The organism is Natrinema sp. 1APR25-10V2 (assembly GCF_031626495.1).
In the GTDB taxonomy this organism is placed as follows: domain Archaea; phylum Halobacteriota; class Halobacteria; order Halobacteriales; family Natrialbaceae; genus Natrinema.
This window is the reverse complement of the sequence record NZ_JAMQOJ010000006.1, coordinates 227,547-243,057: the sequence shown is the minus strand read 5'-3', so window position 1 is coordinate 243,057 and position 15,511 is coordinate 227,547. Positions and strand designations below refer to the sequence as shown.

At 57.2% G+C, this 15,511-nt stretch carries 14 protein-coding genes and 1 pseudogene; 8 read left to right on the top strand and 7 right to left on the bottom strand.

Annotation, left to right across the window (positions count from 1 at the left end; genetic code table 11):
* Positions 1 to 22: 22 nt before the first annotated feature.
* Positions 23 to 907 (bottom strand): universal stress protein, encoded by an 885-nt coding sequence (locus NDO75_RS19530; protein ID WP_310908287.1) that lies wholly within the window; start codon positions 905 to 907, stop codon positions 23 to 25.
* Positions 908 to 1,475: 568 nt separating this feature from the next.
* Here NDO75_RS19530 and NDO75_RS19525 point away from each other — a divergent pair.
* From NDO75_RS19525 to NDO75_RS19500, 6 genes are all read left to right on the top strand, one after another.
* Positions 1,476 to 1,916 (top strand): universal stress protein, encoded by a 441-nt coding sequence (locus NDO75_RS19525; protein ID WP_310908286.1) that lies wholly within the window; start codon positions 1,476 to 1,478, stop codon positions 1,914 to 1,916.
* A 416-nt stretch (positions 1,917 to 2,332) separates the two neighbouring features.
* On the top strand, positions 2,333 to 3,217 hold the full coding sequence (locus NDO75_RS19520; RefSeq protein WP_310908285.1) for a universal stress protein: 885 nt from the start codon (positions 2,333 to 2,335) through the stop codon (positions 3,215 to 3,217).
* 212 nt (positions 3,218 to 3,429) lie between these two features.
* Positions 3,430 to 3,711, top strand: a complete 282-nt coding sequence (locus NDO75_RS19515) for a hypothetical protein (protein ID WP_310908284.1) — start codon at positions 3,430 to 3,432, stop codon at positions 3,709 to 3,711.
* Positions 3,712 to 3,742: 31 nt separating this feature from the next.
* The gene (locus NDO75_RS19510) at positions 3,743 to 4,138 is read left to right on the top strand and encodes a cation-translocating P-type ATPase C-terminal domain-containing protein (RefSeq protein ID WP_310908283.1); all 396 of its coding nucleotides are present in this window, start codon (positions 3,743 to 3,745) and stop codon (positions 4,136 to 4,138) included.
* A gap of 991 nt (positions 4,139 to 5,129) precedes the next feature.
* The gene (locus NDO75_RS19505; protein WP_310908282.1) at positions 5,130 to 6,383 is read left to right on the top strand and encodes an MgtC/SapB family protein; all 1,254 of its coding nucleotides are present in this window, start codon (positions 5,130 to 5,132) and stop codon (positions 6,381 to 6,383) included.
* Between the two features lie 166 nt (positions 6,384 to 6,549).
* The gene (locus NDO75_RS19500; protein ID WP_310908281.1) at positions 6,550 to 7,179 is read left to right on the top strand and encodes a class I SAM-dependent methyltransferase; all 630 of its coding nucleotides are present in this window, start codon (positions 6,550 to 6,552) and stop codon (positions 7,177 to 7,179) included.
* 192 nt (positions 7,180 to 7,371) lie between these two features.
* On the opposite strand, the gene NDO75_RS19495 is transcribed toward NDO75_RS19500, so the two are convergent.
* Together NDO75_RS19495 and NDO75_RS19490 are read right to left on the bottom strand one after the other, a co-directional pair.
* On the bottom strand, positions 7,372 to 8,706 hold the full coding sequence (locus tag NDO75_RS19495) for an erythromycin esterase family protein (RefSeq protein ID WP_310908280.1): 1,335 nt from the start codon (positions 8,704 to 8,706) through the stop codon (positions 7,372 to 7,374).
* Positions 8,707 to 8,799: 93 nt separating this feature from the next.
* Positions 8,800 to 8,949, bottom strand: coding sequence for a hypothetical protein (locus tag NDO75_RS19490; protein ID WP_310908279.1), 150 nt, complete (start codon positions 8,947 to 8,949; stop codon positions 8,800 to 8,802).
* A 131-nt stretch (positions 8,950 to 9,080) separates the two neighbouring features.
* Here NDO75_RS19490 and NDO75_RS27790 point away from each other — a divergent pair.
* A pseudogene (locus NDO75_RS27790) lies at positions 9,081 to 10,798 on the top strand (SLC13 family permease).
* A 55-nt stretch (positions 10,799 to 10,853) separates the two neighbouring features.
* Here the strand turns inward: NDO75_RS27790 and NDO75_RS19475 are convergent.
* The 4 genes from NDO75_RS19475 to NDO75_RS19460 all read right to left on the bottom strand — a co-directional run bounded on the left by NDO75_RS19475 (position 10,854) and on the right by NDO75_RS19460 (position 13,875).
* On the bottom strand, positions 10,854 to 11,531 hold the full coding sequence (locus NDO75_RS19475) for a methyltransferase domain-containing protein (protein WP_310908276.1): 678 nt from the start codon (positions 11,529 to 11,531) through the stop codon (positions 10,854 to 10,856).
* A gap of 146 nt (positions 11,532 to 11,677) precedes the next feature.
* Complete coding sequence (locus tag NDO75_RS19470; protein ID WP_310908275.1) at positions 11,678 to 12,628, bottom strand: PfkB family carbohydrate kinase; 951 nt, start codon at positions 12,626 to 12,628, stop codon at positions 11,678 to 11,680.
* Positions 12,629 to 12,656: 28 nt separating this feature from the next.
* Positions 12,657 to 13,103, bottom strand: a complete 447-nt coding sequence (locus NDO75_RS19465; protein ID WP_310908274.1) for a universal stress protein — start codon at positions 13,101 to 13,103, stop codon at positions 12,657 to 12,659.
* 319 nt (positions 13,104 to 13,422) lie between these two features.
* On the bottom strand, positions 13,423 to 13,875 hold the full coding sequence (locus tag NDO75_RS19460) for a hypothetical protein (protein WP_310908273.1): 453 nt from the start codon (positions 13,873 to 13,875) through the stop codon (positions 13,423 to 13,425).
* A 1,075-nt stretch (positions 13,876 to 14,950) separates the two neighbouring features.
* Between NDO75_RS19460 and NDO75_RS19455 the strand changes: the two genes are divergently transcribed.
* The gene (locus tag NDO75_RS19455) at positions 14,951 to 15,445 is read left to right on the top strand and encodes an AsnC family transcriptional regulator (protein WP_310908272.1); all 495 of its coding nucleotides are present in this window, start codon (positions 14,951 to 14,953) and stop codon (positions 15,443 to 15,445) included.
* Positions 15,446 to 15,511: the final 66 nt, after the last annotated feature.

Below are 15,511 nucleotides of genomic sequence, written 5' to 3'. Positions count from 1 at the left end.
AGGTATGCGATATCTGTCTGTATCAGACCCAAGGCAAGAGTCGTTTCGCAGAGGTATCAATAGTATCACCAGAACGAGCAAGAAGTACTGTTCGGTCAGTCTGATGTACTACTGAGCGAGGAACCGAACCAACGAGACGGCGGTGCAAGGCTCCTTGACGTGTAGCTCCGAAAACGATCACATCATGGTCAATAGCCGCCTCGACAATTCCCTCGGTTATATCGTCACCATCGTGAATCACTGACTCCATCTGAATAGGAGGGCCGGGCGCTTCTTCGAGTTTCATTTTCGCATCTGCAATGTGCTCGCGTGCTGTCTCGGTGGCCGTATCAGTAGCGGCAACTGAAAAAACATGTACGGCGGCGTCATTGCGAACAGCAATCGCCTTCGCTACGGATGCTGCCGGACGGACGTGAGGACCGCCAGCCACTGGCAAGAGAATCGAATCGACACTGTTGGCCTCCTGACCAATTCGTTCGACGTAGAGGTCACACGGTGTACGCTCGATAAGCCGATCGATAGTACTACCAAGGACAGCATCTGTTCGGCGTTTCCGCTCTTGCCAACCTACAACGAGCGCGAGCGCATTGGTCTGTCCAACTGCTGTGAGCACGCCATCAGCAACTGATCGGCCGACGATTAGTTCACTTGTTACCGTGACATCGTCAGGGGCAACGTTAGCTGCTTTGTTGAGCATTTCCCGGCTGGTTCCCGAATACTGCTCAATAATCGTGTCATCAGTATACAGGGAAAACGGTGAGTCGTGGGGTTTGGCGATCACGGACACGATCTGTACGAGGCCATCGGTCACCCGGGCGAGATCGCCAGCCGTCCGGACCAATTGCTCTGCGTGGTCAGGGTTACCAACCGCGACCAGTATCGGTCGAGACTTGGATGTGTTTCCCATGAGTGTTACTTTGTGTCACGGTACCGAATACCCTTGGGTGAAATATGAAAACCATGTCCGGTACCGCTTCGCGCTCTCTTGCATGAGCGGAGTGGTGACTTTCGACTCGGCGATGAAACTCAGTAACTCCTTTAGATAGTCGTATGCCGGCTCCGGTAGCGGAGTTGACACCCAGTCCACAACGTGCAGTTTCGTAAAGCGGGTACGGTCTGGCCGTATCGGTAAAAAGTGGTTCGACGGTCGCCGTTCCCGTCCCAACCCTTCGGGGTGCAGAGAGCGCCTGAGTTTCTGCCAAACACCGATCCTCCATCTTCTGCTCGTGAGTTTGCGAGCACCGGGACTCGAGACATAAGGAAAAAGTTACTCTTGACTGTCTAACGCCCCCTCAACCGGAGACCAACGGTACGAACTCGAGTATGAAATCAGGTGGACGAAGTAGCATCCTCGTTGTGCTGATTCCGTTCCCCCCTTCAGGATGCAGTTCCGATCACGTGTTGAGGGGTTCGACTACGGCACCCAGATGAGATACGGCGGAGTCGATAAACGGTAGCGGAAGTATCTTATTAGTATGGGAGAGACAGTCCTCGTTCCGATTGACGGATCACCGTTATCACACCAGGCGCTTCGACACGCTCTCGAAAAGTTCCCGGACGCTGAAATTATTGCTTTCCACGTAGTGAACATCTACGAGCCGGGATACGACATAGACGATACATCCGTCCCCGAGCTACTCAGAGGGTCCGGGAAGTGGGACGAAATAGAACGAGAGGCAGCAGATCACTTGCGCTCGGAAGCAGAAGAGATCGCTACTGAGTATGATCGAGAGATCGACACGGACTCGGAAATCGGTGACCCACAGCGTCTCGTTCCCGAATACGCCAGAGAGAACACTGTCGATCATATCGTGATGGGGGTGCACGGACGAGCAGAGGAAGATCGATCGTTGGTCGGTCGAGTGGCCGAAACCGTCTTCTTCCGCTCCCCTGCCTCAGTAACGGTTATTCGCTGAGATGTTTGACCGCTCTTGTATAGTGAGGAGAGTAATGCCGGTGAGCTATTAGATTGAGCCTGTGAGAAGTGACCCATCCAGCAGAGCCGTGCCGAGCTTACGCTCTGTCTCTCGCACGGCCCTCCTGACAGCTCTTCGGTAGTTCGTCGTGGAGTCTGCAAGATACAGGGCGCGAATGTAGCATTGACTGAAAAGACGGGAAGGGTATCGGAATGGTAACAGTAGCAGACCTCTTAGCGGCAGTCGTGGGAGATATTGAGGACCCAATCGTCGATTATCCCAACCGCCAAAGAACGTAGCTGCAAAGACTACCGACGGTATTCTGTGTCGACCCACGGAAACAACTCCCGTAGGATTCACCTCATCTCTCCGTAATCGTACCCTCCTGTTTTGTGTTCCCGTCCCGAAGTCTACGTATGTTCGATACCCTTCTCTTCCCGGTCGACGAGAGCGATGAGACGACGGACGTATTTGAGCACGTTCTCGATATCGCGACCGAACACGATTCGACAGTTCATATCCTCAACGTGGCGGATACAACACGAGATAGCGTGACACGAATTCGAGGGGAAGTTGTCGATGCCCTCGAACAGGAAGGCGAGCAACTCGTTCGAGAGACAGCCGACCGTGCCGAGCAACGAGGCGTAAGCACTGTCACAGACGTTCGCCAAGGAGACCCATACAAAATCATCATCGACTACGCTGAAGCACATGGTGTCGATCTCGTCGCTATGCCCACTCACGGTCGTCAAGGCCTCGAGCGCTTGCTCCTCGGGAGTACCACCGAGCGGGTAGTCCGACGATCGGACGTACCAGTCCTCACGATACAACCGGATGCAGCCGGCGGACTCCAGTACCCATACGAGGACGTCCTCGTCCCAACTGATGGAAGTGACTGTGCGAATCAAGCGCTTGCAGTGGGTGTAGACGTCGTGAACGCCGAGGAGGCGACGCTTCACCTCCTCTCCGTCATTGCTCTCACGAGCCTCGGTGTCGACGTTCGGAGTGACATCCAGCAGTCGACGTTAGAGGAAAGGGCGACCGAGTTGCTCGACGAAGCAGCGGAATTCGCGGCGAACGCTGGCGTCGAGCCAGTTTCGAAGACAATCGAACACGCCCCCTCGATTCCCAAAGCGATTCACTCGTACGTTAAGGACCACGACGTCAATCTCGTCGTCGCCGGGACACACGGCCGAACTGGCTTCGATCGATACATGCTCGGAAGCGTCACGGAATCGCTAGTTCGGACATCGACGATTCCCGTTCTGACGGTTCGAGAGCCTGTCGAGAATGGTGAGTGACGCACACGGTCTGGGATCTCGTGTTTAGCGGTATTCGCCTCCATGCGATCCGATAGTAGGTTTCAAGCCGTGGAAACTGCCGTCTTCGTTTATATGGATGCTCACTGTCTGGTCGACTGTGGGAGAACGCGAGCAGCGGTTGCCACACACCCTATCAATTGTCCAACCATTCAAAGATGACGGCCTGGTTACGCTCAATAGGAGGATAACGAGTGACGCGTAATCCCGTCGACCCGTTCACGTTCGAACCCGAAGACAACGCGGACTGGTCACACGGCGATACACAGAGCATCGAAGTCGCGTTGGCAGATGGCGTGAAGCGACGACAGCCGAGGATAGAACCCGGGATATCGGCTTGGCTGCGGACTGATAGCTGTCCCGTATTCGTCGGCCCGTCGCCGGGAACCGGCGATCACCAGGAGGAGGCTCAGCCGCTCGAAGCGCGGGGGATACACGCAATCGAGTGCCCAGCGGCGGCGAGGTTGACAGTATGACGGGTAGCTCTCGAAACGACCGCACAGAGCCGTGGCATGGCAAGTCCACGAGTGCCTCGAGGCCACCGACTCGCTTATCCGTGCACAGACGCTCCTGTTTACGTTCATCGTCGTCGGGGAACTGATCCGGATCTACGTCATTCGTTCCCGATACGGTCTGACCCTCGGATCCAATGTGTGGTTGTTGGCCGCCATCGGATTCTCGTTTCTCCTCCACCTGACAGTTCTGTATACACCAGTACACGACTTCTTCCGCGTTGTTCCGCTCGCTATTCACGAGTGGGGATGGATCGGCGTTGCCTTCGTCGCGTTCCTTCTTCTCAACATCCTCACGTCTACCGTCTATGACCGACTTTTCCATTCGTCAACGTCGAGCGAACAGGTCCGAGAGGAGGACCATCAAAAACAGGACGACGAGCAACGGTAATCCGCCGACACATCCATCTCGGTACATCCGTCTTTAGCTGATTTCAATTTCAGGACCTGAGCGAGTAGGAAGGCCACCCTACACGGAGCAACTCGCTTCCTGTTGGGTCACCATGCATGAGATCCTTCCTGGGCCCACTGATAGAAGCGAATACGTCAGACAGGCGGCCAAACGGGCGATCGAACTCGCGGCAGATCGTGGGGGTACCGCTTCACGTCGGTGACCACGCAGGGCACTTCTCGAGTGCTCGTCGGAACTCCTCGAGGAACCGTGTAGGAGCGTTCGAGACGGCTGCTTTGCTTTTCATAGTTGCACGCAAAAGGGGACCGACGCGCAGAGTGGGAACGCGTCGGCCCCTGCCGCGAGTGCGAACAATACCGTGTGTTGGATTGTCCCAGGGTCGGTGCTGGCACATGCGGTGGCGATCGTGTGCCGGTGCGGTTCGTCGGTGATCTGCCCCGAGCGAGAATGGTCGTCACGGGGTCGGGCCACATCCTTCCCGGGGCAGATCGTGTGGGCATGTGGCAATCCTACAGATAGGTGTTCGCCCCATGGAGTTAGGCGGACAGTGCGGTCTTGCGATTGTGGTTCGATTGGGAAGACTCTGACAGACACCGTGACGGAAGAACCAAAGCAGATGATCTACTGCTCAGTGCTGAGCCGTTAGATCAACACATGAATTGCTTCCACACCGGCAAGATTATCTGTTGCTGGCTCGCGGCAGTGTCCCATCTGGAAGTCGAAACGCAGGATAGATAGCACCGCATTCGTACAGCGGATGGTGACCTTCTCTGTACGACCTGATCATCCATCGTAGAGTGAGTGAACGCCACCAAGCAAATATAGAGAAATGGTGGTCATTCGGCTATTTAACTCTATTCGACGTGCATGTGTCTTATCGTGAGTAGCATATCAGAGAATACCAACAGGTGTTTATCTCGATTTCTTCAGTCCAGTAGTTTGACGGTGGAGCTACACAAATCTCTGAGCGATGGTCGATCCCGCAACCGATCCACTCGTCGAAGTTCTCTCACATCTCTTCGTCGGTGTCGGACTTGGGGCTCTTATTGGGTTAGAACGAGAACAAAGCGAGTCAGGGGGGACGTTCGCCGGGAGCCGTACCTTTCCACTGTTTGCGCTCTATGGGGCGCTGGTCGCGGCATTCTTCCCGAGAACCCTTTCGCTTGCCATCGGTGTGCTCGTTATCCCACTCACTGTCGCGTATGCGGGGAAAGTCTGGTACGAGCAGGATATCGGTCTGACGACGCTGATGGCTGCCCTTCTCACCGCGATACTGGGTGCAACGGCGATGCATTCCGATACCGGCGCAGTTGTAGCAATCATCGTCGGCGGTATCACTACGGTGCTGCTCTCGGTCAAAGGTCCGATCCACGACTTCGCCAACCAGATCGAAGACGCTGAACGCCTGGCGTCGGTGAAATTCATCCTCGTCGTCCTCGTTGTGCTGCCGGCGCTACCGGACCGCTCACTGGACGTCCTCTACGGGCTCAATCCGCGTTTCATATGGTTGATGGTCGTGTTCGTCACCGGGCTCGGGTTCGTGGCGTACGTACTCGCGCAATTTCTCGGTCCGGAACAGAGCATCGCGGTCACCGGAATCATCGGTGGGTTCGTTTCCTCGACGGCGACGACCGTGTCGATGGCGGAGAAGACGGTGCAGAACGAGTCGCTGTATCACGTCTGCGCGTTTGCGGTCGTCACGGCGTCTATCGTGATGTTCCCGCGAGCGCTCATCGAGGTTGCGGTCGTCAACCCGGAACTGCTCCCACATGCAGCTATCCCATTGGGAGTCATGACCGTTGTTGGGATAGTTGCTGCTGGAGCGCTGTACTGGCGGACTCGGTCCGCTGATACCGTCGAACCCGACGAGTTGAAAAATCCGTTTCGGCTTCGGCCAGCACTCCTCTTCGGCGCGATCTTCGCAGTTGTGCTTCTCATCTCTGAATCCGCACACGAGTGGTTCGGTACCTCTGGCGTGTACGCCACGGCGTTCCTCTCTGGTCTAGCGGATGTAGATGCGATGACGGTTACGTTGAGTAAACTTGCGGCTGACGGTACGATTTCCATGCAGGTTGCGACAACGGGGATCATCATCGCAGCCATTGCAAACACCATCGTCAAAGCTGCCTTGGCGTGGCTCTTGGGAACCTATCACCTCGGACGACTCGTCACCATCGTGCTGAGCATCGTTGTGCTAAGCGGACTCGTTCTACTCGCAATCTAGCCATTTAGTGCCGAACGTCGTGAATCCAACTCACGCGACTGTGCTGCGTCATTCTCTGTATTCAGCAGTCCGTTCTTCTCGGAACGACGGACAATAGGCCGGACGCGCTCGGAACGCGTCGAGCGATTTCCACTACTCGTAAGGGGACACCCCGCGAACGAATACCATGCCGAAGTCCGACCCCTTCGAACAACATACCGAGCGATACGAGGACTGGTTTGACACCCACGAAGACGCCTACCAGTCCGAAGTCGAAGCACTCGAGCGGTTGGTTCCGCAGCCGGGATTCGGGGTCGAAATCGGCGTGGGCAGCGCCCGGTTCGCTGCCCCGCTCGAGATGCGAGTCGGACTCGATCCCGCCGAAGAGATGCTGGCTCGCGCTCGCGAGCGAGGGATAGACGTCGTCGAGGGCGTCGCCGAGTCCCTGCCCTTCAGAGACGAGACGTTCGACACCGCGCTGATCGTGACGACGATCTGTTTCGTAGACGACATCCCCCAGACCCTGGCTGAGGCCCGGCGGATTCTACGTCCGGACGGATCGCTCGTCATCGGCTACATCGACAAGAACAGTCCCGTCGGTCAGATCTACCAGGAGAAGAAGTCGGAGAACCCGTTCTATCGGGAGGCCGTGTTCGTCTCGACCGATGAACTCGTTCAAGCGCTGGAATCTGCGGGGTTCTCGGAGTTCGAATTCGTGCAGACCATCTACCACTGGCCGGGCGAGATCGACGAGCCCGAACCGATCCAGGAAGGATATGGGGAGGGCTCCTTCGTCGGGATCAAGGCTACTACGTAGCAGCCGTAACCCAGTACTGGGCCGTGTCTACTGTTGAAACACGCTTGTGGCCGCAGGACGGTCGAGCCGTGTCATTACGCTCGCGGCCTCTACGTCTTTGACTGCGGTAAGGAGTATCGAATTGAACGTCGCTCCTGTACAGGAAGCTAGTATATCGGAAGAATTGCGGTTCTCCTTTGGAACGCTTTCCAGTCAGAATCCCCAGGGATAAAGATCGGGCACGAGGTCCCGATCCGCATGGAGTTCGAGCGGGTGAAGGGCGCGGGTTTCGTCGAGATGGATGAACGCGTCATACCGATCGAGTAGGTCCGTCGGCACGTAATTCCCGGCTTCGCGGGACGGGTGGTAGACCACGCCGATGGCACGGTTCCCACGAGGTCGAGCCAGCGCCGAATCGCTGGGAAGATCCTCGGTGACCAGCAATTGATCCTCCTCTCCTGCCAAATGAAAGACGTGTTCATAGCTCCCTTCCTGTGCAGGTGGGACGGTCATCTCTTCCAGCCGAGCGCCCCACGAGTTCGCGGCGATCACACTGCCTCGGTGTGAACCCATACCGACCAGTGCTACGTCGGACCTGGCCTCGTGCTCGCGAACGAGCTGTCCGACGTTGAGCCGCCCTCGCGCCTCCATGTCGGTCGCTCTGGCGTCGCCGACGTGGGTGTTGTGTGCCCAGACGATACCCTTTGCATCCGATCCATGATGCTCCTGCAAGCGCTTCAGTGTCTCGACCATGTGTCGGTCACGGATGTTCCAGGAGTCGACATCGCCCCGAACCATCTCGCGATAGTACTGCTCGGCGTTTTTCGCGACGAGCGCGTTCTGTTCGGCGTTGAAGTAGTCGTCGCGGCCGTGATCGTACGCTGCGACCTGCTCGCGAAGCCGAGCCAACGTCTCCACCACCTCGTCCTCACAGGTTTCGGGGACCATCCGGAGCGCTCGTGCGTACTCTTGGGCGTCGTCACCGTACGGTTCGAAACACCGATAGGTAGCCCTAACCTCGGCTGCCGCGTCCGGATCGACGTCCTCGAGATAGTCTACGACCGCTTCGAGGGACTCGAAGAGACTGTACACGTCCAGTCCGTAGAACCCGACCCGTTCCCCTTCGGCTATGGTCTGGTTGTGAACCTCCAGCCAGTCGAGAAACTCGAGGGCCTCCCAGTTCGCCCACAGCCACGTCGGCCACCGTTCGAACGCCTCGAGCGCGTCGCGGACCGTCTCGTGAGACTCTGGAAGGCTCTTGACGTACCGATTGACCTCGTAACAGTCCGTCCAGTCGCCCTCGACGGCGACGAAGGAGAAGTCTTTCTCCTGGACGAGTCGGGCCGTCAATCGCGAGCGCCAACGGTAGTACTCCGACGTTCCGTGGGAGGCCTCTCCGAGCAATACGTACGTTCGATCCCCGAAGCGCTCGACGAGGCGATCAAGGTCGTCGGGCTGTTCCAGCCGCTGTGTCCGAGAGCGGACGTCTGCGACGGCGGCGTCGATGTCACCCGGTTCGGTCCACGACGTGCGGTCCTGAAGTGTCATGAGCTTTTCTGGTCGGTCTCTTCGGCTGCACCGAGTCGCTGGCTGGCGTTCTCCTCGAGCTGATCGTCGTTGCTGTTCACCTCGAACGGTGACTCACTCCGAATAGCCTTCCTGGAGGAATTCCCCCTCCGTCTCGTAGATGGAAACTAACTCCGTGATGAACTCCTCGTACGATTCGCCCTCCTCGAGGTGGTCGTCCAGTCGGTCTTTGAGTTCGTCGCTGATTTCGAGCGTGTACGTCATAGTAAGGAGTGTCGCTGGTCCGTCGTCTGCTCTATCGCGGACGACGTCGAAATACCCCCACAGCTATTCTCGCTCGATAGTAATCATCGACCAGTACATACAACTCCTGTCATGATCATTAGTAAATATCGATGCCTGCAGTGACCGTCGGGACGTTCCTCGTCTTCCTGGTCATCCTCGCCGCTCTCGTTTTGTTCGTCACCGAACCCGTCCCGGTCGACGTGACAGCGATGGGGATCATGGTCACGCTTATGATACTCGGTCCGTGGACGGGCGTTTCGCCGCGAGAGGGCGTCGCCGGCTTCTCGAACCCCGCAACGATCACGATTCTCGCGATGATGATCCTGAGCGAAGGCGTCCGCCGGACGGGTGCGATTCAGCGTCTCGAAAAGACAGTCGCCTCCTACACGGGCGAGAGCGAACACAAGCAACTCGGCGCAACGATCGGGCTCGTCGGTCCGCTCTCGGGAATCATCAACAACACCGCTGCCGTCGCCGTCTTGCTGCCGATGGTGAGCGATCTTGCTCACGAGAACGGGACATCGCCGTCAAAGTTGCTCATTCCGCTTTCCTACGCGTCGATGGCTGGTGGGATGCTCACGCTCATCGGCACGTCCACGAACCTTCTGGCCAGCGACGTGTACCTCCTCACGATCGGATACTGGCTTGCTCCGTTTCACGTGACGCCCCGCAGTGAGCTCGAAACGACACAGAAGGAGGAGTTCTCACCGAGGTGATCGTAGGCGAAGAATCACCGTTCGCCGGCTCGACGATCCGGGAAGCGCTCGAAGAGGTCGAATTCGAAGCGAACGTCACCCAACTTATTCGTGATGGCGACTATCATCGAGAGCCGAGACTGTCGATGACGATTCGGGAGGGGGACACCTTCACGATCCGGCTCACGGAAGACGCGTTACGGACGCTCCACGAGGTAGAGGGGATCGAGTTCGTTCCGGAGGTCACGCCCTCAGGTGGTCTCGACGCGCTCGGCCCCGGCCAAACGCTCGTCGAAATCGTCGTCACCGCCGGCTCCGATCTCGTCGGCGAAACGGTCGAGTCGTCACGGTTTCAAGACCAGTATCAGACGGCTGTTCTGGCCATCCGCCGTGGCGGTGAGACCGCCTACGAACGCCTTACAGAGTATCGAATCCGGCCGGGCGACCTGCTCCTCATCGAGTCCGAACCGGACACCGTCGACCGACTCGCAGACGATCCGAACGTGATCGTGGCTGGCGAACTCGCCGTCCAGCAGTTCAGATCGTCGAAACTCCCGATCGCAGTCGGCGTCGTGCTCTCGGTCGTCGGAGTGGCGGCACTCGGCATCCTGCCGGTCATGGTCGCAGCACTTGGCGGTGTCATGGCGATGATCGTGACCGTGATCATCAAGCCAGCGGAGGCCTACGAGGCCATCCAGTGGGACGTGATCTTTTTGCTGGCCGGCGTCATCCCGCTCGGCAAGGCGCTGTCGGAGACCGGCGGTGCCGATCTGCTCGGCACGCTCGTCGTTTCGACGGCCGACTTCTTGCCTGCGATCGCCGTCCTCGGGCTGTTCTACCTGTTGACCGTGGCGATGACGAACCTCATCAGTAACCAGGCCAGTGTCGTGTTGCTCATCCCCGTCGCCGTCGACGCGGCCGCCCGGTTGAACGCGAACGCGTTCGCGTTCGTCCTCGCGGTCACGTTCGCTGCCAGCACGGCGTTTATGTCGCCGGTCGGGTACCAGACCAACCTCTTCGTCTATGGTCCAGGTGGGTACGAGTTCAGTGACTACGCTCGGATCGGCGGGCCGCTTCAGGTGATCTTGGCCGTCGTAACGACTCTCGGGATTGCCGTATTCTGGGGGCTCTAATAGTGACGTGATCGACTTACGATATCGGATTCCTGAACCTCTGTAATAACGGATGTCACATAGGTCGAGCAATCAGAATCTCGACTGGCCACACCCACGCCCGATGGAGACGCTCTCGTCGCTCCACCTCGAATCCCGCTTCTTCGAGCGTTCGAGAGGCGTAAATCGGTCGGCAGCCGAACCGTTCATAGCCCGGGACCCGTTCGAATAGCCAGTCGTACGCTCGCACGAACAGGTCATCTTCAGCGCCAGCCCGTTCCATCGTCACGACGCAGAGCCGACCGTCCGGCCGGAGGATGCGCTTGAGTTCCCCGACAACTGTCGTCATCTCGTCTTCCGCAAACAGTTCCAACGTGTCCTCGATAAACGCGACATCGGCTACATTCTCTCGAAACGGGAGCGACCGAGCGTCCCCGAGACAGATCTCGATTTGATGATTTACTCCCTCCCGAACTGCCCGCCGGCGGGCCCGACCCGCCATATTCGCTGCGGCATCGAGCCCGACGATGTCCTCGTCTGGACCGACTCGATCGGCGAGCGCGACTAGTGCATGCCCAGGTCCACATCCGACCTCCACGACGTGTTCCCCACGTTCGATAGCGAGCAAGTCCAAAGCCCGCTGCCGTGTGCCCGCTTGCAACGGTGTGATGAACCAGTCGTACAGTGCCGCCAACCGGTTATACGTCTCTACGACCGTTTCGTTGGACACATCTGGTTCGGGAAGAGGGGTCATTTACTGGAGGTGGCGCGCCGATTTTCGGAACGTACTATCGAGTCGCGATCGAAGGAAAACACCACACTCTACGTCCGTAATGGAGAGAACAGCCTTCGACGGCGACTGCCTACTAGACGCCGCTAACGTACAAACAGACATCCTATTCACCTGGTGACATCCTCGGAAGCTCGATACGTTCGAACATCCTCGAGCGTCGGGATACCTCGTCGAGCACCCGTCTCGCGCGTGGAGAGTGACCCGGCGATCGTTCCAATTTCGATAGCTTCCTGCAAAGACGCCCCGGCTGCGAGTTGGGCCGCCAGGAAACCGTTCAGGACATCGCCGGCACCGGTCGTATCGATCGCTTTGACCGTCGGTGGCGTTACAGTGAACCGTCGCTCCGCTTCGACGATGACATCGTCGGCACCTCGTTTGCGAACGAGGACTCCATCGAACGCTCCAAGAGAGGACTGTAGCGCCCGATACTCGTTTTCGTTCGGGGTGAGGTAGTCGACCGCATCGCAACCAAGGAGTTCTTCGATTCCATCTGCAGGCGCGGGGTCGAGGACAACAGTCGGTCGGTCCTCGTCGGCAGCCAACTCCGAAAGTAGTGCCACGACCGGCTCAATCGGAATCTCATTTTGCAGGAGGAGACACTCGGCCGAGCGGATCGTGTCGTACTGCTCTCGGATGTAGGCGCTATCGATAGCACTATTGGCCCCTGGCCGGACGATAATCCGGTTGTCGCCCTTCTGCCCAACGAACACGTGGGCCGTTCCAGTTGGTTCCGACGCAGTTCCGATCCGAGTGACACCGACTCCGACTTCCGTGAGACGACTGCGGACCCCGAATTCCCTGCCATCGGGGCCTACCTTGCCGAGCATTTCCGTCTCTGCTCCGGCCTTCGCCGCAGCCACTGCCTGGTTCGCACCTTTCCCTCCCTGACGAATACTACCGGGATCGGCTACGAAATCCGTCGGGAGGTCACGGATCTGGACAGTCTGGCCGCGGTCTGGAAACCAGCCATACTGGTCTCTGAGATCGGTGATTTCGGCATCGGACACGTGATGTATTTTGTCCACGTTGATGCTCCCGAGACTGACGACGTCTCCCATATGGAAATTCACTCGAGCACAGGTTCTCTCATCGGATGAGCGTCACAGGAACCGTTGCCCGCCGTGATACGATCTCCGCGACGCTCCCGAATACGGGTCGTTCTTCCTCCGTACGTCCGTGCGCTCCGAGAACGATGTGGTCGACCTCCTCCTCGTCGGCGTAATCCACGATGATCCGCTTTGGATCACCGATATCGGACGTAGTGGAGACCTCGCGGTCGTACTCATCAGCGAGTTCTCGAGCCTCTTCGAAGAGTTGCTCTGAAACTTCTTCAGCCCGCTTGTACCACTCTTCGGATCCAATCAAGGGTTCGTACGTGGTTTCGAAGTCAGGATAGGCACCGTAGCCGGGCTCGAAGAGATCAACCACGTGAAGCACGGTGATCGACGCATCCGGGAATTCTTCGAGTGCATGACGAAGCGCTCTTCGTGACAGCGGCGAGCCATCGAGTGGGACGAGAATAGTATCCGTCACATCGCCACCTCTTGAACGATGATCGGTTTCGAATTAACCTGGGTTCGGATCCTCTCTGTAACTAACGCCATTATCTGTTTTACTTGGAGCGAGGCGAAATTAGGATCGTCGGTAATTCCAGTCGAGTGAGAATCCACGAGTGGATCTCTGGATTACTGATACATGCCCGGCATCGCCGGTCGTTGGTCCTGTTGTTGCTGATACTGCTGGAGTTGCTTTGCGCTCTGTTCGTATATTAACTGAACGGATAGTTCGATCCTCGCTGTCGGCGTTGGTGGCACGACTCTATAGCGTTGAGCAGCCGTGTAGTCTTACGCGCTCACTCGAGAGAATCTATGCGCGGTACGTCTGCACCAGTCGCCTTGAAATGCACTGCATCGCCGATTTGCACGCTATTGAACAGCGTGCGGTCGGTCCGATAAGCCAGCGACTCACCTGCTGCCACGTTCTGCTTCCTGTTCGGTGTATCGTGGGAGACATGAAGATTGTAGTAGACTTCCTCGTAGTCAGTTTCAAACTGGCGGGCAAGAGCGTCGTCGACTGTTACGTCCCGCCAGTCGGAGAAGTCGTCTCGGTACTCGACATCGTCGACGTTGAGCGTTCCTTCGTGTGCTAATACGGTGTGGCTCTCGTCACCACCCCGGCCCGTAATCGACTTGGCTTCGACCGTCCCTTCGATCGTCGATGGCGCTGCGAGGGCATTCGCACCGACTGCGCCGACTCCAAGAGTACCGACTGCACCGAGCACCTTGACGACCGTACGTCGTTCCATATGAGACAGTAGTCGGAGAATCCAATAAATGACCTGTAGGCTCAAACAACCGTTTTAGCCAAGTGGCCCACAGACAGGGGTGTATCGTTTACTCTCTTATCGGTACTGAGCAACGGAACTGTTCTCCAAGTGCGCGCCGATCTGTGTCGCACTTGCGCTGTGTATTCAGCACAGGTTCGATAAATTATAAGCGATTGAGGGTTTCAACAGAGCCCCGTTATTGTCCCTCCGAACTGGTACCGGCAGTCGGCGTCGTTGACGTGCTGAATACAGAGGATGAGCCTTGTTTAGACGCTCCCGAAGGAACCAGTTAGTAGTTACGACGAGTAAACAGAACCAGTTCGTGAGCGTCTCTCGACTCGGTTTGTTGTTTGGATAACAGCCGTAGAGGACGATCTGCACCGCGTGTAAACAAGGCCCAGAGGATGAGTTCAGCACGACGATATCGTTTGTTTCATGCCCGCCCTACTGAACCAACCGTTCCGTAGATTTGCGGACTGAACACTCTATTCATTCTCAGACGAGCCGGAAATATATACAGCAATACTCTTTGCAGAGGCAGCACTGAACGAAATGCTATTCCGAAATCAGTGTGGGAGCTGTATCGCCGTCCCAACCCCGACTTACACTCCCACAGATTCATCCACGGAACCCAGCCGGATAAGGGGAAGGCTCGGTCAGCAAACACTTACGAAATATTCAAATCCGTCCGATCACGCGGTATAGGGACTGATCGCGGTAAGGATACTGAAAGGGTGCGGACTACCGGATTGTGGTTGGGCCAAAGGTCCGGTAGCCGCCTCTATAGTCAGGGCCCCCAGTCAGATAAAGAGGCACATTGTTCTAATCTCTGCCCTCAATTTAACAGAATTGGCCGTTCATTACAGCTGGATACTGAACACCAGATTCAGTCGAATCTGAGGCGAACGAATGACGGTAGCTACGATAACTGTTTCACCTGTACTGAGCGACAACTACAGGTGCGTATATTGCGGCCTATCTTGGTTGCGCTGCCTCGATTGGCAGAAGCGGTCTACCCCGGACATCTATTGATGTGGCTGGCGGAGTGACCGGTATGGCCAAATTAGACAACGTGGATAGGGGCATCCTGCACGAACTCCAACTCGATGCACGGAACCGCTCTGCTCAACAGATCGCCGACAAGGTCGACGTTTCTGCCAGCACAGTTCGCAATCGGATCGAGCAGCTTGAAGCCACCGGGGTTATCGAAGGCTACCATCCGAAAATCGACTACGAGACGGCTAATCTACCGCTCCAAGTCCTGTTCGTCTGTACGGCACCGCCGACGGAACGAACGGAGATGGTTGACAAAATCCTCGACGTTCGTGGGGTCGTAGATGTTCGAGAAACGCTAACCGGACGCCGGAACCTGTACGTGGAGGCCGTCGGAACCGGGACGTCCGATACCGCTCGTATCACCGATGCCCTCCACGAGGTCGGCCTCACAATCGAGAGTTCGGCAATCTTGCGCCAACGGCGAGTGCAACCCTTCAACCACTTCTTCTATACCGACCCGTACGACAGTGAGCAGGACACCGAAGAGGAGTAGCGCACATACGCCATTTCTGACTCATTACGAAATACGCAATGATTTGATCCGAAATACGGATACCCA

Excerpts from the sequence above, each read along its gene's own strand:
- NDO75_RS19505 (WP_310908282.1), top strand. The coding sequence starts at position 5,130 with ATGGTCGATCCCGCAACCGATCCACTCGTCGAAGTTCTCTCACATCTC.
- NDO75_RS19495 (WP_310908280.1), bottom strand. The coding sequence starts at position 8,706 with ATGACACTTCAGGACCGCACGTCGTGGACCGAACCGGGTGACATCGAC.
- NDO75_RS19530 (WP_310908287.1), bottom strand. The coding sequence starts at position 907 with ATGGGAAACACATCCAAGTCTCGACCGATACTGGTCGCGGTTGGTAAC.
- NDO75_RS19490 (WP_310908279.1), bottom strand. The coding sequence starts at position 8,949 with ATGACGTACACGCTCGAAATCAGCGACGAACTCAAAGACCGACTGGAC.
- NDO75_RS19475 (WP_310908276.1), bottom strand. The coding sequence starts at position 11,531 with ATGACCCCTCTTCCCGAACCAGATGTGTCCAACGAAACGGTCGTAGAG.
- NDO75_RS19460 (WP_310908273.1), bottom strand. The coding sequence starts at position 13,875 with ATGGAACGACGTACGGTCGTCAAGGTGCTCGGTGCAGTCGGTACTCTT.
- NDO75_RS19525 (WP_310908286.1), top strand. The coding sequence starts at position 1,476 with ATGGGAGAGACAGTCCTCGTTCCGATTGACGGATCACCGTTATCACAC.
- NDO75_RS19520 (WP_310908285.1), top strand. The coding sequence starts at position 2,333 with ATGTTCGATACCCTTCTCTTCCCGGTCGACGAGAGCGATGAGACGACG.
- NDO75_RS19470 (WP_310908275.1), bottom strand. The coding sequence starts at position 12,628 with ATGGGAGACGTCGTCAGTCTCGGGAGCATCAACGTGGACAAAATACAT.
- NDO75_RS19455 (WP_310908272.1), top strand. The coding sequence starts at position 14,951 with ATGGCCAAATTAGACAACGTGGATAGGGGCATCCTGCACGAACTCCAA.
- NDO75_RS19500 (WP_310908281.1), top strand. The coding sequence starts at position 6,550 with ATGCCGAAGTCCGACCCCTTCGAACAACATACCGAGCGATACGAGGAC.